19 protein-coding genes are annotated in these 20,065 nt (G+C 52.7%); 16 read left to right on the top strand and 3 right to left on the bottom strand.

All coding sequences use genetic code 11. The features are described 5' to 3' along the window. Positions 1 to 76: 76 nt before the first annotated feature. From ACW17M_RS21065 to ACW17M_RS21125, 13 genes are all read left to right on the top strand, one after another. Positions 77 to 1,198, top strand: coding sequence for a beta-ketoacyl-ACP synthase III (locus ACW17M_RS21065; RefSeq protein ID WP_027958455.1), 1,122 nt, complete (start codon positions 77 to 79; stop codon positions 1,196 to 1,198). 42 nt (positions 1,199 to 1,240) lie between these two features. After that, entirely contained in the window at positions 1,241 to 2,065 is an 825-nt protein-coding gene (locus ACW17M_RS21070; protein ID WP_035537982.1) for an MlaA family lipoprotein, read from the top strand. An 8-nt stretch (positions 2,066 to 2,073) separates the two neighbouring features. Next, complete coding sequence (locus ACW17M_RS21075) at positions 2,074 to 3,267, top strand: PP2C family protein-serine/threonine phosphatase (RefSeq protein WP_027958456.1); 1,194 nt, start codon at positions 2,074 to 2,076, stop codon at positions 3,265 to 3,267. Continuing rightward, positions 3,257 to 3,775 (top strand): STAS domain-containing protein, encoded by a 519-nt coding sequence (locus ACW17M_RS21080; RefSeq protein WP_022522924.1) that lies wholly within the window; start codon positions 3,257 to 3,259, stop codon positions 3,773 to 3,775. Before ACW17M_RS21075 ends, ACW17M_RS21080 begins: the two co-directional genes overlap by 11 nt. A gap of 140 nt (positions 3,776 to 3,915) precedes the next feature. Then, positions 3,916 to 5,103, top strand: coding sequence for a multidrug effflux MFS transporter (locus ACW17M_RS21085; RefSeq protein ID WP_009288019.1), 1,188 nt, complete (start codon positions 3,916 to 3,918; stop codon positions 5,101 to 5,103). 59 nt (positions 5,104 to 5,162) lie between these two features. After that, positions 5,163 to 5,894: a sulfite exporter TauE/SafE family protein gene (locus ACW17M_RS21090; RefSeq protein WP_457548053.1), complete on the top strand. Its 732-nt coding sequence runs from the start codon at positions 5,163 to 5,165 to the stop codon at positions 5,892 to 5,894. Positions 5,895 to 6,024: 130 nt separating this feature from the next. Further along, a complete protein-coding gene (locus ACW17M_RS21095; protein WP_138800548.1) occupies positions 6,025 to 7,038 on the top strand; it encodes a PstS family phosphate ABC transporter substrate-binding protein in 1,014 nt (337 codons plus the stop codon). Positions 7,039 to 7,133: 95 nt separating this feature from the next. Then, positions 7,134 to 8,384: a phosphate ABC transporter permease subunit PstC gene (gene pstC, locus ACW17M_RS21100; RefSeq protein ID WP_009288021.1), complete on the top strand. Its 1,251-nt coding sequence runs from the start codon at positions 7,134 to 7,136 to the stop codon at positions 8,382 to 8,384. An 18-nt stretch (positions 8,385 to 8,402) separates the two neighbouring features. Continuing rightward, entirely contained in the window at positions 8,403 to 9,569 is a 1,167-nt protein-coding gene (gene pstA / locus ACW17M_RS21105; RefSeq protein ID WP_009288022.1) for a phosphate ABC transporter permease PstA, read from the top strand. 26 nt (positions 9,570 to 9,595) lie between these two features. Then, positions 9,596 to 10,435 (top strand): phosphate ABC transporter ATP-binding protein PstB, encoded by an 840-nt coding sequence (pstB, locus tag ACW17M_RS21110; RefSeq protein WP_009288023.1) that lies wholly within the window; start codon positions 9,596 to 9,598, stop codon positions 10,433 to 10,435. A 159-nt stretch (positions 10,436 to 10,594) separates the two neighbouring features. Beyond that, the gene (locus tag ACW17M_RS21115; protein WP_159176992.1) at positions 10,595 to 11,641 is read left to right on the top strand and encodes an ArsJ-associated glyceraldehyde-3-phosphate dehydrogenase; all 1,047 of its coding nucleotides are present in this window, start codon (positions 10,595 to 10,597) and stop codon (positions 11,639 to 11,641) included. A 52-nt stretch (positions 11,642 to 11,693) separates the two neighbouring features. Next, entirely contained in the window at positions 11,694 to 12,860 is a 1,167-nt protein-coding gene (gene arsJ, locus ACW17M_RS21120; RefSeq protein ID WP_101148356.1) for an organoarsenical effux MFS transporter ArsJ, read from the top strand. A gap of 270 nt (positions 12,861 to 13,130) precedes the next feature. After that, positions 13,131 to 14,282, top strand: coding sequence for a trans-sulfuration enzyme family protein (locus ACW17M_RS21125; protein WP_009288026.1), 1,152 nt, complete (start codon positions 13,131 to 13,133; stop codon positions 14,280 to 14,282). A gap of 55 nt (positions 14,283 to 14,337) precedes the next feature. On the opposite strand, the gene ACW17M_RS21130 is transcribed toward ACW17M_RS21125, so the two are convergent. The 3 genes from ACW17M_RS21130 to arsH all read right to left on the bottom strand — a co-directional run bounded on the left by ACW17M_RS21130 (position 14,338) and on the right by arsH (position 16,537). Beyond that, a complete protein-coding gene (locus ACW17M_RS21130; protein WP_022522929.1) occupies positions 14,338 to 14,631 on the bottom strand; it encodes a CC/Se motif family (seleno)protein in 294 nt (97 codons plus the stop codon). A 75-nt stretch (positions 14,632 to 14,706) separates the two neighbouring features. Continuing rightward, complete coding sequence (arsB, locus tag ACW17M_RS21135; RefSeq protein ID WP_041159217.1) at positions 14,707 to 15,786, bottom strand: ACR3 family arsenite efflux transporter; 1,080 nt, start codon at positions 15,784 to 15,786, stop codon at positions 14,707 to 14,709. A 13-nt stretch (positions 15,787 to 15,799) separates the two neighbouring features. Next, the gene (gene arsH / locus ACW17M_RS21140; RefSeq protein ID WP_022522931.1) at positions 15,800 to 16,537 is read right to left on the bottom strand and encodes an arsenical resistance protein ArsH; all 738 of its coding nucleotides are present in this window, start codon (positions 16,535 to 16,537) and stop codon (positions 15,800 to 15,802) included. 151 nt (positions 16,538 to 16,688) lie between these two features. Here arsH and ACW17M_RS21145 point away from each other — a divergent pair, with 151 nt between their 5' ends. The 3 genes from ACW17M_RS21145 (at position 16,689) to ACW17M_RS21155 (ending at position 20,044) form a co-directional block, all read left to right on the top strand. Beyond that, positions 16,689 to 17,102 (top strand): arsenate reductase ArsC, encoded by a 414-nt coding sequence (locus ACW17M_RS21145; protein ID WP_022522933.1) that lies wholly within the window; start codon positions 16,689 to 16,691, stop codon positions 17,100 to 17,102. Positions 17,103 to 17,126: 24 nt separating this feature from the next. Then, positions 17,127 to 18,827, top strand: coding sequence for a methyl-accepting chemotaxis protein (locus ACW17M_RS21150; RefSeq protein ID WP_138800553.1), 1,701 nt, complete (start codon positions 17,127 to 17,129; stop codon positions 18,825 to 18,827). Positions 18,828 to 18,982: 155 nt separating this feature from the next. Next, positions 18,983 to 20,044 carry an SLC13 family permease gene (locus ACW17M_RS21155; RefSeq protein ID WP_342411191.1) on the top strand — a complete coding sequence of 354 codons (1,062 nt, stop codon included), beginning with the start codon at positions 18,983 to 18,985 and terminating at the stop codon, positions 20,042 to 20,044. The last annotated feature ends 21 nt before the right edge of the window (positions 20,045 to 20,065 follow it).

Consider the following 20,065-nt stretch of genomic DNA (forward strand, 5'->3'; position numbering starts at 1 on the left):
ACGTGATGGGTTCGCCGTAAGTCGCACGCTACATTGATGGCCGGTCACGTCGGCAAGCCGCTTAGAGGAGATTGGCATGACACATGTGGTGATTACCGGTACAGGTCTCTATACACCGGAACACGCCATTGATAATGCGGCCCTGGTGGCGGCATTTAATGCTTGGGTAGACAGCGAGAATGAACAGCATGCCGGAGCCATTGCGCGCGGCGAGCGCGAACCGCTGGCACATTCAAGCAGCGAATTTATCGAAAAAGCCTCCGGTATTAAGAGCCGCTATGTGCTCGATGCAGCTGGGATCCTTGACCCACAGCGTATGCGGCCTAAACTTCCGCAGCGGGGCAATGACGAACCCTCTATTCAGTGCGAGATGGCGACCGCTGCCGCGCGGCAGGCGCTGGCCGCTGCCAAGGTAGAAGCTGCTGACATCGAGCTGGTGATCGTGGCCTGCTCAAACCTGGAGCGTGCCTACCCCGCTATGGCGGTCGAGGTGCAGCAGGCCTTGGGCACAAGTGGTTACGGGTTCGATATGAATGTGGCCTGTAGTTCAGCGACGTTTGCTTTGGAAACGGCTGCCAACGCCATAGCCTCCGGCAGTGTGAAGCGTGCCCTGGTGGTCAATCCGGAAATTTGCTCGGCGCACCTCAACTTTCGAGACCGTGACAGCCACTTCATTTTCGGCGATGCTTGTACCGCTGTGGTACTAGAAAATAGCGCTATTGCGGTGGCCGATGAGCAGTTTGAAATTCTTGGCACGCGTCTGGTTACCCAGTTTTCCAACGCGATCCGTAATAATGCAGGGTTCCTTAACCGCGTAACGGACAGTGACCCACTCGCCTTGGATAAGCTGTTTGTGCAGGAAGGGCGTCGGGTGTTTAGAGAAGTTTGCCCGATGGTGGCTAAATTGATCACCGATCATTTGGCCTCCTTAGAGTTGGCCGGTGGCGATCTGAAGCGCATGTGGCTACACCAGGCTAACCGGCATATGAACGATTTGATTGCCCGCAAAGTATTGGGCTATGACCCGAGTGAAACACAGGCGCCGATTATTTTGGATCGTTACGCCAACACCAGTTCAGCGGGTTCTATCATCGCCTTTCACCTCCATCGCGAGGCGCTTGTGGAGGGCGATATTGGCGTGATTTGCTCCTTTGGAGCAGGTTATAGCGCGGGCAGTGTGGTTATTCGTCGTTTGTAGATGTCTGTATAAGGTGCAAGGGAATTGAAAAAGGAAAATGTCATGTGGCAGTGGTTTAATAACGCGCAGCCTGCGCTTTCGCTGCGTAGCAAAGGGTTGCCACTACTACTGGTGACGTTACTCGCAACCGGAGGCTGTGCCAGTACGCAAATGGCGGAAAATACTGCTCCCGAAGACCCTTGGGAAGGCTTTAACCGCAAAGTGTTTGCGTTTAACGATGTGTTGGATCGCTACGCGCTCAAGCCGGTGGCAACAGGCTATCGTGCTATTACCCCCGACCCGGTAGAAACGGGCGTAGGTAATTTTTTCTCCAACTTAGGTGAAGTGCGTACTGCGCTTAACAGCGTGCTGCAGGGCAAACCGTCAAACGCGGGCCTCGCCACGTCACGTTTTTTAATTAACTCCACGGTAGGCATTGGCGGACTGTTAGATTATGCCACCCTAATGGAAATTACTGCGGATGAAGAAGATTTTGGCCAAACGTTAGCGGTGTGGGGGTGGGAAGATTCGCGTTATCTGGTGCTGCCTTTCTTTGGCCCCAGCACGCTGCGGGATACCACCGGTATGCCCGCGAATATGGCAACGAACCCCGTTAATTATGCAGAAGACGATATTGTTCGAGTAGGCCTTACCGCACTCAAAGCGATCGATATTCGAGCGGGTTTGCTTGACCAGGAAGAATTAATTCGTGGTGATCGCTACCGTTTTATTCGTGACGCTTACTTGCAGAACCGCCAATTTGAGGTGAGCGATGGAGAATTGGGTGATGACCCCTTTGCCAGCGAAACCTTCGACTTTGATGACAGCGATTTTGATGACAGCGGTCAGGATGATAGTGACTTTGGTGACAACGAAGTCACCGATTGAGGCTTATGATGGATCATTCTAAGCAGTTGATCGCGGTGATCGACGAACCTGGTCGTGAACGTGATGCGCTGGCTGAAGCGATTACCTGCGATGGCATGTGGGTGTTTGCCGCTGAGGATATCGCGCATTTGCCCGCTGACACGGCGCTCATTGTTGCCCATGCTCGGGCAGTTCCGCGGCAGCAATGGACACACCTAACGCGACGCCTACCGACACTGGTAGTCAGTGACTCGCGTCAGGACGCCGACTTGATCAAAGCGATTGATGTGGGGTTGGTGGACTATATTGTCCATCCGCTGCGACACGCCGAGCTGTTGCGACGAATGATCCGTAAGGCCATTAAGCTCAACGATTTGGCGCTGGAGCGCGAGCGTGACCATGCGCGTCTGGCGGAGTTAAACGAGAGCCTAGAGACCCACCTCGCGCTGCTGCGGATGGATCAGCAGAGCGGAGGGCATATCCAGCGGCGTTTGTTGCCGCTGCGGCCCAAGGTGATTAACGGGGTGTATTACGACTACGTATTTGCCCCTTCGCTCTATTTGTCTGGTGATTTTCTCGATTACCAACGCTATAACGAGCGCTACAGTGCCTTCTATTTCGCCGATGTATCGGGGCATGGCGCCTCGTCGGCGTTTGTTACCGTGCTGCTCAAATATTTATGCAACCGCTGGCTGAGTGAGTGGGATGGCCAGCATCCGGAAAATCTGCCGCCTGATTGGTTAAAGGCGATGAACCGCGAGCTGCAGGGCACCGATATTGGTAAACATGCCACCTTATTTGTCGGTGTTATTGACCACGAGGCGCATACTCTTCACTATTCGCTCGGCGCACAGCTTCCCATGCCCCTGTTGGCAGCAGAGGGAGAGCTACGCCGTTTAGAAGGCGAGGGAATGCCGGTAGGCCTTTTCCCCGATGTGGAGTATCCTTCGCTGAGTTGTGCATTGCCGAATAAATTTCGTCTATGGCTCTGCTCAGATGGAGTATTGGAATGCTTGCCGGGTAAAACGCTCGACACGCGGCTCAAGGAGCTTGAGCAATTAGTAAGCGAGAGTGTAACGCTTGAGCAGTTGCGCGACCGGCTAGCAGAAACGAATGCACTCCTTGCCGAAGGGGATGCAGAGTTTGATGCCAACCAAGAGCGCGATGCTTTACCCGATGATCTAACAATCATGATGGTGAGCGGATTTGGTCATGCTGATTGAAGAGGGCCGCATTAAAGCGGCGTTCGATTCTGGTGTTTTTATTCTAAAACTGTGTGGTGATGTGCGTTTGACGCTCTGCGCCACGCTGGATACTCAAGCCCAGCGTCTTGCCGAGACGCCGGGGTTGCGTGCCGTATTGATTGACCTGCGTGAAGCCACCAATGTCGATTCGACGGCGCTTGGTTTTTTGGCCAAGGTCGCGATGGCGGTGAAAGGGCGCCTGGAGCAGCCGCCTACGATTATTGTCGATAATCCTGATGTACGGCAGATGTTGGACGTGATGGGCTTTGCGCGTTTCTTCACGCTGATGGAAGCACCGCTACAACAGACGAGTACGCTCAACAATGAGCTTGAAGAGCTGCCCCAAGAGCCGGCAGACGAAGAGGGACTGCGCGATCGCATCCTGGAAGCCCACCGTATTTTAATGCATATGAACGAGCATAACCGTGAGCAGTTTCAGCCACTGGTTGACATGCTTGAGTCGCAAGACGCCACTACGCACCACTAAGCTCCCCTCTCCTTGATAAGCCCCTGGCCTCTTCCAAGGGCTATCTACCGATAGTCTCCAATCCCGACAAAGGCCTTAAAATCAGCTATGATTAGCGGCCTATCTATTCCAGTGCGCACATTATCGCCTTAAGGAGACCCATGGATCTTAATCCTCGCCGGGTAGCACTGTTGGTTGCCGCCAATACGGCGCTGGCACCCTTTGCTATCGACGCTTATTTGCCTGCCATGGGTATCATTGCTGAAAGCATTGGCGCCAGTATTCACCGTACTGAACTCTCCATCAGCGTATTCTTGTTCGGCTTTGCATTGGGCCAGCTATGCTTTGGGCCGCTTTCGGATCGGATGGGTAGAAAGCCTGTGCTGTTGGGCGGATTGGTGGTGTTTATGCTGGCAAGTCTTGCTATTACGATGGCGAACAGTTTGCCCACGCTGCTGGCTTGGCGGTTTATTCAAGCGCTGGGAGGCGGGGCCTGCGTGGTCAACTCGGCGGCGATTGTGCGCGACTGCTTTAGCGGGCGTGAGGCCGCCAAAGTGATGTCCACCATGGCAATGATTATGATGCTGGCGCCGCTGGTGGCGCCTGCAGTGGGCAGTTTGCTACTGCACGTGGCCGGCTGGTGGCTGATTTTTGTGTTCTTAGCCGTTTACGCAGGCTTTTTGCTCTGGCTGCTAGGAACGCGGTTACCTGAAACCCGCGATATGTCGCTGCCTGCAGCTTCACCACGGCAAGTAATACGCAACTACGCCAGCGTGCTTAAGCATCGTGAAGGCATGGGCTATATCTGTGCGGTAGCGGCTTCCTTTGCGGGCCTGTTTGCCTTTGTGACCGCTTCGCCGTTTCTTTATCTTGACTATTTTGGCCTCTCGCCCGGCACTTATCCGCTAGTGTTTGGGGTCAACGTGGTCGTTATTGCGCTCTCTAATCGGGTCAATATTCATCTGCTCCGCAAGCGCACTCCTCAGCAGAATTTGCGTTTAGGGTTGCTTATACAGCTGGTGGCCGCGCTTGGGTTGGTAGCGGTGACCGCCCTGGACATCGCGTCGCTAGTGATCGTGGTGCCGTTGATTATGCTGTTTACCGGTATGATCGGGCTGATTACACCCAACGCGATCTCGTCGTTACTGGACCATTTTGGCCATATCAGCGCCACGGCAACGGCGCTACTGGGCGGGATCCAGTTTACCTGCGGCGCCCTCGCGGGAGTGATGGTAGGGCTGTTCGAGGTAGAGCATCTTTGGCCCATGGTACTCACCATGCTGGGCGCTGCGTTGCTAGGCAATATCGGTGTGCGCAAACTGACTAAAGCACCTGCTGCGGATGAATAGTTTTCAAATGGATAGGGCGTATGGATAGAGCATATGGATAGTTTGAATGGGTAAGTTGCATGGATAGCATGCTGGCTTGGGTCAATATGCCGATGAGCACTTGGTTAGCTTGCTCCGCCGTACTGTTAATGGGTGCTTTTGTGCAGCGCGCTACCGGCTTTGGTTTGGCCATTATTGGCGCACCGCTACTGTTGATGCTAGAGCCTCGTCTGGTGCCGGTCACTCTGGTACTGTTCGGATTTACCGTCTCCCTGATGATGGTGCGTCATTACTGGCACGAGGTGCGCCTGGATTCCATTGGCATGGCGCTAGTGGGGCGCCTTCCCGGCAATGCGCTGGGTATTTGGCTGCTACTCGCCGCCCCCATGTTTGTGTTAGAAAAGCTGATTGCGGTCATCGTCCTGTTTGCGGTACTCGTCACCTTGTGCCGCTTTCAGTTGCCGGTAAACCGAATAACGCTGTTTGGCGCTGGGGTGCTCTCTGGCATTTTTGGCACCGTTGCGGCTATTGGTGGCCCACCCATCGTGCTGCTGATGCACGGCTTACCCACTGATCGTGTGCGCGGCAATCTAGCCGCCTTTTTCATTTTGACCTCTCTATTGACCTTAATCACCCTTGCCTTGGCTGACCAGATTCAGCTTTGGCATTTCCAGGTCGCGCTTACCTTCCTACCTGCAGTATTAATAGGTAACGCCTTGGCAGATACCGTAGCCCACCGTTTAGACCGACGCATGCTGCAAGGTGCCTCGCTGACGTTATGCACCCTCGCGGCGCTAGGACTTTTGTGGTGATGTAAGGTCGGGTTGCCTCTATGTAACGAAAAATTTTCTACGTTTTGCTCGCTGTCATGAAGTTGTCATGGAACCAGTGCAAGGTATGCCTTGCGAAGGCCAGATCCCTACATGAACAGGAGTATTTCGCATGAACCGTATTCTCAAAACCACCGTTATCGCGGCTGCTGTAATGAGCGTTGCCGGTGTTGCTCAAGCCCGTGATCAAATCCGAATCGTTGGTTCCAGTACCGTTTACCCGTTTGCCAGCTACGTAACGGAAGAGTTCGGTGCGACTACTGGTAACCCGACGCCTGTTATTGAATCGACTGGTTCGGGCGGCGGTTTGCGTCTGTTCTGTAATGGTGTTGGTGAAGGCACACCCGACATTACTAACGCTTCTCGTCGCATGAAAGTGTCTGAGTTTGAGCGTTGTGAAGAGAACGGCGTTACCGATATCACCGAGGCTAAAATCGGTTCTGACGGCATCGTATTGGGTCAATCAAGCGAAAACGATGACATTGCTTTAACCCGCGAACAGATCTTCATGGCGGTAGCTGCCATGGTGCCGGTTGATGGCGAGTTAGTTGAAAACCCCTACACCAACTGGAGCGAGATCGATTCTTCGCTGCCAGACCGTGAAATCTCCATTTATGGGCCGCCGACAACTTCGGGTACCCGCGATGCTTTTGAAGAGCTGGTAATGGAATCTGCGTCTGAGGGTATGGATGTTTACGGCGATGAAGGCTACACCGATATTCGTTCTGACGGTGTTTACATCGATGCCGGTGAAAACGACAACCTGATCGTTCAGCGCCTTTCAGAAGACACCGGTGCCTTTGGTATCTTCGGCTACTCTTTCCTTGAAGAGAATACTGACACGATCAGCGCCGCCAGCATTGATGGCGTCGATCCTGAGGCTGAGGCGATCAGCTCCGGTGACTATCCTATCGCGCGTTCACTGTGGTTCTACGTGAAGAACCAGCACGCTGAAGACGTCCCGCCGATGTACGATTACGTCGATATGTTTATGAGCGAAATGATGATTGGCGATGATGGCTACTTGCGTGATATCGGCTTGATCGTTCTGCCAGAAGGAGAGCGCGAAGAGTGGCGCCAGGCTGTTGCAGATCGCACTTCAATGACAGCAGACGTTCTTAAGTAAGTTGGTAGGTCAGATTAAAAGTGGTCGGCAGCGCAAGCTGCCGACCCGTTATTGTTGATAGGTTTCTTAACCGGTGACCACGTGAGAGAGATGCGATGCAGACCAACCAGCTTCTTCTGATTTTTTGCAGTGCATTATTGCTGCTGGGGCTGCTGGCTTTTTTTGCTGGCCGTTCAAAAGCCACTCGGTTACGTAGCGCGGGTACGGCGATGTTCGCCCAGCCTGACCAATACGCTTGGTTTACAGTACTCTCCACCGCCGGGCCAGCCGTGGTAGTGAGTGCCTTGGGCGCTTTCGTTTTGCTTCTAATGGGCGCCGACATTCCTACGCTTTATCTGCTGGCGGCGAGCTTAGTGATAGCAGCCATCGGGCTACTGGTGAGTCTTAATCAAGTAAAACCCGATTTTCATGCCCGTCAAGCCATTGAGCGGGTCATTCGCATGACCCTGGCTGGGGCAGCGTTAATCTCCATTTTGACGACCTTTGGTATTTTAATTTCGATTATTTCCGAGGCGCTGCGCTTTTTCCAAATGCACAGCTTCTGGGAGTTCATCACCGGCACCACTTGGAATCCAGGCGCGAGCTTTTTAGCATCCGCGGGTCGCGGTGATGGTAGCGGTGCTGAGTTTGGCTCGGTACCGCTGTTTGCTGGCACCTTTATGATTACCGCCATCGCTATGCTGGTGGCGGTGCCTATCGGTTTGCTTTCAGCGATTTATATGTCTGAATTTGCACCGCGCAAAGTGCGTACCGTCGCCAAGCCGGTGTTAGAAGTATTGGCAGGTATTCCTACCGTCGTTTATGGCTTTTTTGCCGCCATCACCGTGGCGCCGATCATTGTCAATATTGCCGGTTTTCTGGGGCTCGATGCGTCTTATAACAATGCGCTGGCACCCGGCATTGTGATGGGCATTATGATCATTCCGTTTATCTCATCGCTATCTGATGATGTGATCAATTCGGTGCCCGATAGCATGCGCCAGGGGTCGCTGGCACTCGGTATGACCAAAGGGGAAACGATTCGTGATGTGGTAGTGCCCGCTGCCATGCCGGGGATTATCTCAGCGTCGCTCTTGGGTATGTCTCGTGCCATGGGTGAAACCATGATCGTGGTTATGGCGGCGGGTATGCGGCCTAATTTAACCGCTAATCCGCTGGAAGATATGACCACGGTGACTGTGCGTATCGTGGCGGCGCTCACCGGCGACCAAGAGTTTGAAAGTGCCGAAACATTATCAGCTTTTGCCCTTGGACTCGTGCTCTTCGTGATCACACTCGCACTCAACTTGGTGTCAGTATTGATGATCCGTCGTTTCCGTGAAAAATACCGCGTGAATAACCTGTAACGCCGAGGAACTGTTTCGATGAGCCACTCTTTTGACGAAATCAGCCAGCAGCTTAAGCGGCGTCACCGAAAGTCTACCCGCCTTAAATGGATAACCATGGGATCGTTAGGTCTCGCGGGCCTTTTTCTGGTGCTGTTTTTTGCCGATATGCTGAGTAAAGGTCTACCCGCTTTCCAGCAGGCCTATATACAAACCGAGATTAGCTACACACAAGAAGCCGAAACCGATGGGCGGCGGGCGTTTGATGAAGAGCTGTTGCCGTTAATTAGCCGTACGGCGGTGCGTACAATTCCATTAGAGTTGCGCAACAATCCTGACATGATCGGCACCAGTAAAGCGGAGTGGGTATTAGCGAATAGTGATGTCGATCAATACTTGAAGGGACACCGGCATCGCTTGAGTGACGAGGAGCAGGAAGCCCTTGATGCCCGAGTCGAATCTGGACAGGTGGATCTACGCTTTAATACCACTTTCTTTGGTTCGGGTGATTCAAAAATTGCCGAGAACGCGGGCATTTTATCGGCAGTGGTCGGCACCATTATGACCATGATCGTCACCCTGGCGATATCTTTCCCGATCGGCGTGATGACAGCTATTTATCTTGAAGAGTTTGCGCCGGATAACCGCTTAACCCAGATTATTGAAATTAACATCAATAACCTAGCGGCGATCCCGTCGATTCTATTTGGTCTGCTGGGTCTTGCGATCTTTATTAACTTTTTCGGGGTGCCGCGGTCGTCTCCATTAGTGGGCGGTATGACGCTGGCATTGATGACGCTGCCAGTGATCATTATTTCGACACGTACCGCACTGCGTAGCGTGCCTGAATCCATCCGTCACGCAGGCTTTGGGGTGGGCTGTTCACGCTGGCAGGTAGTGCGGGATCACGTTCTACCCTTAGCAATGCCGGGTATTATGACAGGTTCTATTATCGGCCTGGCGCAAGCGATGGGTGAAACGGCGCCGCTGATTATTGTAGGGATGGTGGCCTTTATCCCCGATGTGGGCGTTTCCTTTACCAACGCGGCAACAGTGATGCCTGCGCAAATATTCACCTGGGCTGGTGAACCTGAGCAGGCGTTTGTGGAAAAAACTGCTGGCGGTATTTTGGTGCTACTCACCATACTCATCTCACTCAACGCTTTTGCCGTTGTGATGCGTAAGAAATTTGAGCGTCGCTGGTAGGCCAGTGCGTTTTAGAGGACATTTCTATGAATAGCCATGCAACTGTAATGAACGGCCAGCAGACACCTGCGGTTGGGCAACCCTATACACGAAATGAAGCTGCGTGCCACGACCTGAGTTTCCGGGTTCGCGATTTGAATCTGTGGTATGGCAAAAACCAAGCGCTGAAGAATCTAAATATTGATCTTTTTCAGAAAAATGTGACGGCGCTGATTGGCCCTTCGGGGTGTGGTAAGTCGACGTTCTTACGCTGTTTGAATCGTATGAACGACCTGATTCCTAGCGTACGCACCGAAGGCCTGGTCGAGATGGACGGGTTGGACGTTAACGCACCTAAAATGGATGAAGTGGCGCTCCGTCGCCGGGTGGGCATGGTTTTCCAAAAGCCTAATCCGTTTCCTAAGTCGATCTTTGAAAATATCGCTTACGCACCACGCATGCACGACTTGGTCAGCCGTAAAGCCGAGCAGGAAGAATTGGTTGAAAAAGCGCTGCGTGACGCTGGGTTGTGGAATGAGGTGAAAGACAAGCTGCATGAGCCAGGCACCTCTCTGTCCGGTGGTCAGCAACAGCGGTTGTGTATTGCCCGCGCTATTGCGGTTCAGCCTGATGTGATTTTGATGGATGAGCCAACCTCAGCGCTTGATCCTATTTCCACCGCCACCATCGAAGACCTGATGGACAAGCTGAAAGAGAAATTCACCATCATTACCGTGACGCATAATATGCAGCAGGCGGCGCGGGTGGCGGACTACACGGCGTTCTTCCACCTGGGGGAAATCATTGAGTACAACGACACCAAAGTGATGTTCTCAACCCCGGCACAGAAGAAGACCGAGGACTATATCTCGGGTCGTTATGGTTAATTAATGCTTGCTAATTAATACTTACTACGCAGGCCTACTACACGGTGGTGGGCCTGTTTGTTAGTAGGCGTTTTTTTAAGTGTTTATATATGTTTTAACGTATATAGCCGTTATGCTTTCTCTTAATAGATTGTGTAACCGTTAGCTTAGGAGGCACTCATGGCACTACGTATTGGCATTAACGGCTTTGGGCGGATTGGGCGTTTGGCATTGCGCAGTTTGTGGGGGCAGGTAGACGCTGGCGCGGTAGCAATAACACGCATTAACGACCCGGGCGGCGATGCGGCAACCTTTGCCCACCTGCTGGAGTTTGATTCAGTTCACGGGCGCTGGACACCAGGGAAGGGTATCTTGGCAACCGATGACGCTATCGTTCTCGATGGAAAAACTGTCGTCTTTAGCGCTAATAAAGCAATTGCCGATAGCGATTGGTCGAACTGCGATATCGTGATCGAGTGCTCGGGCGTAATGAAAACCACCGATAAACTGCAGGCGTACATTGATCAAGGCGTCGGTCGTGTGGTGGTGAGTGCGCCTATGAAAGAGGCGAACGTGCTTAATGTGGTGGTGGGGGTGAACGACCACCTTTACGATCCTGCTCAACATAAGATCGTTACCGCTGCCAGTTGCACCACCAACTGCCTGGCACCGGTAGTCAAAGTCATTCAGGAAACCTTTGGTATCCGCCATGGCTCGATGACCACGGTGCACGACATCACCAACACTCAAACCATTTTAGATGCCCCGCATAAAGACCTGCGCCGCGCCCGGGCTTGCGGCATGAGCTTAATCCCCACCACCACCGGCTCGGCCAAAGCCATCACTGCTATTTTCCCCGAACTGGAAGGCAAGCTAAACGGTCACGCGATTCGTGTGCCGCTGGCTAACGCTTCGCTTACCGATATGGTGTTCGAGCTTGAGCGCGAAGTGACCGTCGAAGAGATCAATCAGGCGCTAAAAGCCGCGGCTGATGGCGAGCTTGCCGGTATTTTGGGCTATGAAGAGCGCCCGCTAGTGTCGATTGATTACCGCACCGACCCGCGCAGCTCGATCATTGATGCGCTCTCCACCATGGTGATCAATGGCACCCAGCTAAAACTCTATGCCTGGTACGACAACGAGTGGGGCTACGCCAACCGCACGGCAGAGTTGGCCCTGATGGTAGGTAGTGGGCAGGTAGGCGGTGAGCAGGTGGGCCGTGGCTGATTTATCGTTGTTAAAGCGGGTAAAGGCGCTACCTTTCGAGGTGCGCCAATATATGCTGATTACCGGCAACTACTGGGCCTTCACGGTAACCGACGGCGCGCTGCGTATGCTGGTGGTCATGCACTTCCATCAACTGGGTTACTCGCCGTTAGAAATCGCCATGCTGTTTCTGTTTTACGAAGCTTTTGGTGTGGTGACTAACCTGGTAGGTGGCTGGTTGGGTGCGCGGTTGGGTCTCAACCGCACCATGAATGTGGGGCTTGGGCTGCAAATTATTGCGCTTGCTATGCTGATGGTACCCGCTAGCCTGCTGACAGTTGCTTGGGTGATGGCCGCTCAGGCGCTGTCGGGGATCGCCAAAGACCTCAACAAAATGAGCGCTAAAAGCGCCGTTAAAGTGCTGGTGCCAAAAGAGAGTGCTAACGCCAATAGTTCACTCTACCGCTGGGTGGCGATGCTGACTGGCTCTAAAAACGCGTTAAAGGGGCTGGGCTTTTTTGTTGGCGGGTTGCTGCTAACGTTGATTGGCTTCCAGGCCGCTGTGTTGGTCATGGCGGTGATGCTTGGCAGCGTGTTACTGCTTTCACTGTTGAGGCTTAAGGCGGATTTAGGCCGCCAAAAAGTAAAGCCCAAGTTCTCCGAAATCTTCTCAAAATCACGCGCTATTAACGTGCTCTCCGCGGCGCGCTTTTGCCTGTTTTCGGCACGGGATGTGTGGTTTGTGGTAGCGCTGCCGGTGTTTTTATACGATCAGCACGGCTGGACACACTGGACAGTGGGTGGGCTGTTAGCGGTATGGGTGATCGGTTATGGCGGGGTGCAAACCCAAGCACCTAAATTAACCCGGCTGATCAAAGGCGATGCGCGGGCACTTACCGCCGGCTGGGCGGCGGCATTGGGCGTGCTGGCGATTTTGTTGGCGATGCTGCCCTTGGCGCAGGTAGGCTGGTTAGTCGTCGGTTTGCTCGCCTTTGGCGTATTGTTTGCGATTAACTCCAGCTGGCACAGTTACTTGATTGTGCATTATGCCCGCGCTGACGGCGTCTCCATGGATGTTGGTTTCTATTATATGGCCAATGCCATGGGGCGTTTAGTGGGCACGCTACTGTCGGGCTGGCTATATATGGCATATGGGCTGAGCGCCTGCCTGTGGGTATCCGCCGCCTTAGTGGCTGCCAGCGCATTGATGGCGCTGGCGTTGCCTAAGCAAGTCGCATGATCCGCGCTTCGCCCAGACTGGGTTTAACGCTCACTTTAGGCAGTGCACAAACTCTTGCCTGGGCCTCCAGCTATTACTTGACCGCTATCCTTGTGGTGCCCATGGCCCGCGAGCGGGATTTGAGCTTCTGTGTATTCGTGTGCTTCGACTGTAAGGGCGAGGCGTCTATATAAAGGCGACGTAGTTTCCACTGTCCGATCTGTATGAATTGGATTGGTTTATGGTATATGTGATATATCTTGCATTGAGCTTACTTAAGCGAGAGTTTATATGACAGACCATCCTTTTTCGTCTCAATCACTCCTTGCTCAGGGCGGTAGTCACCTTGAGCACGAATATGGAGTAATCATCCCGCCAGTATATACATCAACGACTTACCTTCGAGACAGCGATAATCAATATCGCAGCGGTCGAGTGTATTCCAGAGCTGACAACCCAACGTACCGACCTGCAGAAATACTCTTGGCAGAGCTGGAAAATGCGGTTGATGCCCGTTTATTCGCCTCGGGTATGGCAGCGGCAACAACTGTTTTTCAGGCGTTAAAGCCCGGCGATTCAGTCATCGCTCCTAAAGTGATGTACTGGGCGTTGCGTAAATGGCTGCAGACCTTTGGTGTCGATAGCGGGCTGAATGTTCGTTTTGTGGACACTACAAATCTGGACGAATTACGCCTTGCCATTGATGAAAAAGCACCCACACTTATTTGGCTTGAAACGCCTGGCAATCCGCTCTGGACCGTTACCGATATTGCTGCAGTAGCTGATTTAGCAAAAGACTGCAGAGCCCTGCTTGCTGTTGACTCTACTGTTGCTACACCATTGCTAACAAAACCGTTGAACCTTGGTGCTGATATCGTGATGCATTCAGCCACCAAATACCTCAACGGCCACTCTGATGTTATTTCCGGAGTATTGGCTGCACGGGAAGATAACGCCTTCTGGCAGCGTCTGGTTGCCATTCGCGCCCAATCTGGTGCAGTTCCTGGCCCAACTGATGCAGCTCAATTACTACGTGGAATGCGAACCTTGTTTTTACGGGTGCGGGAAAGCTGTCAAAGTGCGTTATATATTGCTGGACAGCTGGAGCAGCATCCGCATGTAATTGAGGTGTTATACCCCGGTTTAAAAAGTTTTTCCGGCCACGACGTGGCTCAAAAGCAAATGAGCAGTGGTTTCGGCGGTATGTTGTCTATTCGTTTAGCCGGTGGAGAAAAAGCCGCTATTGCAGTTGCCGCTAAAACGCAGCTCTGGTGTCGGGCTACTTCGTTAGGCGGTGTAGAAAGTTTGATTGAGCACCGTGCCAGTATTGAAGGTTCTGACTCGCCAGTTCCGCTGGATTTGCTGCGCTTGTCGGTCGGGATTGAAAAGGCCGACGATCTGCTGGCCGATTTGCAGCAATCCATTGATAGCGCTCACGCGTAAATGCTCATGTACGTAAAGCCGCGCGTACCATTAACCCTTGTTACCGTCTTCTTAGCTAAGGCTGTAACAAGGGTGAACCCTCCATATACAGGTGGCGAAGCTTCCACCATCCCTCAACGTTTAAGCTTAACCCTTGCCCTATAAGCGCCGGGTCAATGAACAGCGTTATATTTTGGTAGCGATGGCATTGGTAAAGCGAAGAGTCTGCGGGTGGGTTTGCCTCGGCAATGGCGACCTTGGCAAGCCCACCGCAGCAGCCATGTCTTGGGGAAAGGCGTACGGTAAGGATGCCGCCTCGCTGCTTGATAAAGTCTAGTGCTTTGCTATCTATATCAATCACATTACCCATGGCCTATCCAATCGTTATTGAGCCCAATGCTTGGGATGGCTACAGGCATGATGACCTGGTGACCTAGCTCAAAATTTAATGATTAACAGTAGCCGGAAAATGATGGCGGGTCTTGTTTGCAATTCTTACCAGCGCGAGCATCAGCGGTACTTCGACCAATACGCCGACAACAGTGGCTAGCGCAGCGCCCGACTGTAAGCCAAACAGTGCGATAGCCGCTGCCACCGCCAGTTCAAAGAAGTTGCTGGCGCCGATCATCGCCCCCGGGGCGGCAATATTGTGCGGCAACTTCCAGGCCTTAGCCCAGCCATAGGCAATAAAGAAGATCAAAAAGGTCTGAATAATCAGCGGGATCGCGATCAGCACGATATGCAGCGGATTATTCAGAATGACCTCGCCCTGGAAGGCAAACAGCAGCACTAGGGTAATGATCAAACCAATCGGCGTGATCGGGCCAACGCGCTTCATAAAGACATTGTCGTACCATTCGGCGCCGCGTTTTTTAATCAAGCTCTGCCGGGTGATATAGCCCGCCGCCAGGGGAATCACTATATATAGGATCACTGATAGTGCGACGGTGTCCCAGGGCACCTGAATATTGGAAATGCCCAGTAGGAAGACCACGATAGGAGCAAACGCGAACAGCATAATTAGATCATTAAGCGCCACTTGCACCAGAGTGTAGGCGGCATCGCCGCGGGTCAGGTAGCTCCACACAAACACCATGGCGGTACACGGCGCGGCGCCCAGCAGAATTGCACCGGCTAAATACTGGCTGGCTAGCTCGGCGGGAATAAACGGTCGAAAGATCACCATCAGGAATAGCCAGGAGATGGCGAACATAGTGAAAGGTTTGATCAACCAGTTCACTGATGTAGTGATGATCAGACCTTTTGGCTGCCGACGCACGCCCAGCAGCGAGGTGAAGTCAATTTGCGCCATCATGGGGAAAATCATTGCCCAGATAAGTATCGCCACTGGAATCGACACTTGCGCCACTTCAAAGCGTGACAGTGTTTCCGGTACTGCTGGGATAAATTGCCCAATTAAGATGCCTACCACAATGGCGAGTGCTACCCATAGCGTGAGGTAGCGCTCAAAAATTCCCATGCCTTCGGCGGTAGAGGGTGAGGCGTTGTCTTGCAGTGCTGGCATGTGAAGCTCCTGATTAGATGGCGCGTTGATTAACCCGCTTTGAGACTTCTTCGGCGCTCTCTTTGCGCTCCGAATAACGATCCGTCAGCACGTCACTGCGATCACGCACTAGTAGAGTGAATTTCACCAGCTCTTCCATGACATCCACGATACGGTCATAAAACGGTGAAGGCTTCATCCGGTCTTTATCATCAAACTCCATAAAGGCTTTGGGTATCGAGGACTGATTGGGAATCGTCAGCATACGCATCCAACGCCCCAAGATGCGTAGCTGATTGACCGTATTGAAGGACTGCGAACCGCCGCAGACCTGCATTACTGCCAAGGTTTTGCCCTGAGTAGGGCGGACGCCACCCAGGGCAAGGGGGATCCAATCTATTTGCGCCTTCATAATGCCGGTCATTGCGCCGTGACGTTCGGGGGAGCACCACACCATCCCTTCTGCCCATTGGGCCAATTGGCGTAGCTCATCGACTTTGGGGTGGCTGGCATCTTCTGCATCCGGTAACGGCAGCCCCCTGGGGTCAAAGATTCTTGTTTCTGCGCCCATGGCATTGAGTAAATGTGCGGCTTCCTCAACCGCTAACCGGCTGAAAGAGCGCTCACGCAGAGAGCCGTATAGCAGCAATATTTTAGGTGCGTGTTCAGTGCTATGTGGAATCCTCAGCCGTTCGCTGCTGGGCGGTTCAAAGAGTTCAGCGTCTATATTAGGCAGATCATTCAGGTCGGAAAAATCAGTCAGTGAGGTCATCGCGGTTTACTCGGATTGGGTCTTAATAGCTTGATGATTCCATCATATATGTTTTTTCGTATATTTCTAGGGCAACTGTGTGCCTGCAATATTGCCGTCATGAACCCGGCGTAGAGTGACAGCCACTAACTACATAAGAGGCTGTTTATTTATGACGAAGCGCCGCGTGTTGTTCCTCTGCAATGCTAACTCTGCACGGTCTCTGATGGGGGAGGCGTTGCTTCGCCATTTGGCAGATGATCGTTTTGAAGCGTTTAGTGCCGGTTCTGAACCGGATGAGCCCCATGCATTGACACTTGAAGCGTTGCGTAAACACGGGCTCCCCACCGAGGGCCTGCGCAGTAAGTCGTTGGATGAGTTTGAAAGCGAGACCTTCGATTTTGTCATTGTGCTGTGCGACAAATCCCAGCAAGCCTGCCGCGATTGGCAAGGGGAGGCGGGCGAAGTTCTATCCTGGGATATTCGTGACCCTCGCTTGATCGGCAAGTCAGATGCTTATGAGCAGGCATTATTAGAGATTCGTCGGCGCCTACAGCTCTGGCTGCCTCTCCACACATCTGATTAACCTTACTGAAAGGGGCGGGTCGAGATGAAATGGATTAATAACTTAAGCGTCAAGGCAAGTTGGACGCTTGTATTAGTGGCCTTTAGCGGCCTGGTCGTCGTCATTGGCGCACTGGGTTTGTTCGCCAACCATTTTGGCCGTGAGGCATTTACGTCGCTTCATGAACGGGACATGGCACAAATTAGTCAGCTCAATAGCGCCTATACCCAGCTGTTGCGTGCGCGTATTCAGATGAACCGTGCAGCGGAGTTAATTCGTACCCCTTCGTTTGATCGACCTGACCCTCTGATAGAAGAAGCCCAGCGGTTGCTTGATGAGGCATCCGAGAACTTCACTCAATTTACAGCGAGTGATTTTGATCAGGATCAGCAGTCGTTTGTCGAACAGTTAGCTTCGAACTTTCAATCATTTGTTAACAATAATCTCAATCTTCAGATGATGATGCTTGAAGAGCGCGACATATCAGGCTTTTTCTCGGGTGAGTCGCGAGTGGATGATAGTAGCGAGCACTTTGTGGCAAGCGCTGAGGCTTTTATTGGCGCTTCCACTCAGCGGGGTAACACCTTGCTTATGCGCTTTGAGCAGGTTTCATCGCTACTTTTTTGGGGAGTGATTACAGCGCTTGGCGCTGCGCTGTTGGTAGTGACGGTAGTGGTATGGGGCGTGCGTAAAAATGTGCTTCGCCCATTGAAGAAAATCACTGGGCACTTCCAGCGCATTGCTAACGGTGACCTGTCGGCGCCAGTAACGGCGCACTCAAGTAACGAAATTGGTCAGCTATTTAGTGAGCTGGATAAGATGCAGCACTCGCTGACGGCCACGGTTAATCGTCTTAATACGAGCAGCCAGCAGGTATATAGCAATAGTCAGGAGATGACTGAGCAGAACCAGCTTTTGGCGAGCCAAACCGACACTCAAGTGTCAGCTTTGCAGCAAATGGCAGCGAGCTTGGAACAGCTAACCGCCACGGTGAATCAGAATGCTGAAAGTGCGGCGCATGTTAACCAGTCAACGGCAGATGTGTCTCAAAAAGCGCAGCAGGGTGATGAGGTGATTACCCAGTTTATCGCCACCATGGAGGCGATAAATAGTCACTCCGAAGAGATTCAAAGCATTATTCGCATGATTGAAAGCATTGCTTTCCAAACCAATATTTTAGCGCTCAATGCATCGGTTGAAGCCGCGCGTGCCGGTGAGCACGGGCGTGGGTTTGCGGTGGTCGCCAATGAGGTGCGTGCACTGGCAACGCGCAGTGCCAGTGCCGCCAGTGATATTCGCTCACGCATTGAAGCGTCGAGTGCGAGCGTCCAGCAAGGCAGCATATTGTCTCAGCAGGCTGGTGAACATACACGGGCGATCATGCAAGCAGCGAGGAATGTGGACACGCTGATGACGCAAATCACCCATGCCTCTGAAGAGCAGCGGCGAGGCATTGAGGAGGTCAACCACGCGGTTGCTCAGATCGATACCACTACCCAAGACACCATGCGCTTAGTCAATCAGGCGGCCCAGAGCGCGGAGGTGCTGTCCCAAGAAGCTTTGCAGATGCGTGAATATGCCGGTCAATTTAGTGTGGTGGAGAGTGCCATTGAACCAGGCTTGTCTGGTATTGATAAAAATCAAACTGACTATCCCGAATGGGAGCAGCTCAGTCATCAAGAGGGCGCCTTACCGGATGACCATGAGCAAGCCCGTCGTCAGGCGGGATTATTGGCTTCGGCTTAGCATTCTGGATGAAGGAATTTAGCTTTACTCCTGAGCTTACAACGCTATCATGCGATTTTCTCTGAGCGTCATGTAGCGTGTTAGCAACAAAGTGGTTAGTGACACCCTTTAGCTTGTTTTTTCAGCGTTTTCTGAACGACCCTATGCTGCTCTCAATGAGTATCCTATGGGTCGTTTTGTGTTGGCTGGAGCCTCAATCACTGAGTGAAATGGCTGACCGGGTTCACTGGACAACCCTTGTAGTATTAACCGGCCTAATGCTGCTCAGTCGCGCGTTAGAACTGAGTGGTTATTTAACGCTCTGGGGTCGTCAGTTATTAGCTCTACTGCGTGGTGAGCGCCGACTTGCGGTCGGTTTGATTCTGTTTTCGGGGCTTCTCTCGGCGATAGTCACTAACGATGTGGCGCTGTTTATTGTGGTACCACTGACGCTTAGTCTGGCGGGAATGGCAACACTGCCGATTGAACGCTTGATTGTGTTTGAGGCGCTGGCTGTGAATGCAGGCTCATCGCTGAGCCCGATTGGTAATCCGCAAAATCTCTATTTATGGCAGCTTTCAGGCATTCGCTTCGGCGACTTTTTATGGGTAATGTTGCCGCTTGGGGTGGGCTTGATGCTGTTGCTCTTACTTTTTGTTCCCTTGGCATTTCCGAAAGCGTCAATACACTTGGAAGCAGTTTCTGCGATGACGGCTGAGCGCCGAAAGGCGCCGTTATGGGCGGCGCTTATTGGCTATCCACTTTTTCTGGTCGCGGTAGACATGGGGTGGGTGCTATCGGCGCTGGCTGGCGTTTTGCTTTCGATGCTATGGGTGGCTCGACGGGCGGTATTCAGTATTGATTGGCTACTGCTGATAGTGTTTGTATTGATGTTCGTAAATCTAAGTGTCATCGGTGAGCTGAGCGTTGTTCAGCAGTTTATACATTCAATGCGCCAGTGGCCGGGTGGCGATGTTAGTGCTGGCGTACTCCTTTCACAGGTCGTATCCAACGTGCCAGCGACCCTACTGCTTGCCCAGCAGAGTGAGTGGCAGCCGCTGGCTTGGGGCGTTAGCGTGGGTGGCTTTGGTTTGGCGGTAGGCTCAATGGCGAATTTAATCGCGCTACGTTTGGCACGCCAGCCTGGGATTTGGAAGGAGTTTCATTGCTGGTCGCTCCCCATGTTGGGGCTGGGGTGGTTGTTTGCCGCCGTATGGCTCAGCGCCCTGGCGCGGTAAAAGGGTCAGGGCGCTTCACAA

The organism is Vreelandella sp. 2A-K22, from assembly GCF_054065485.1.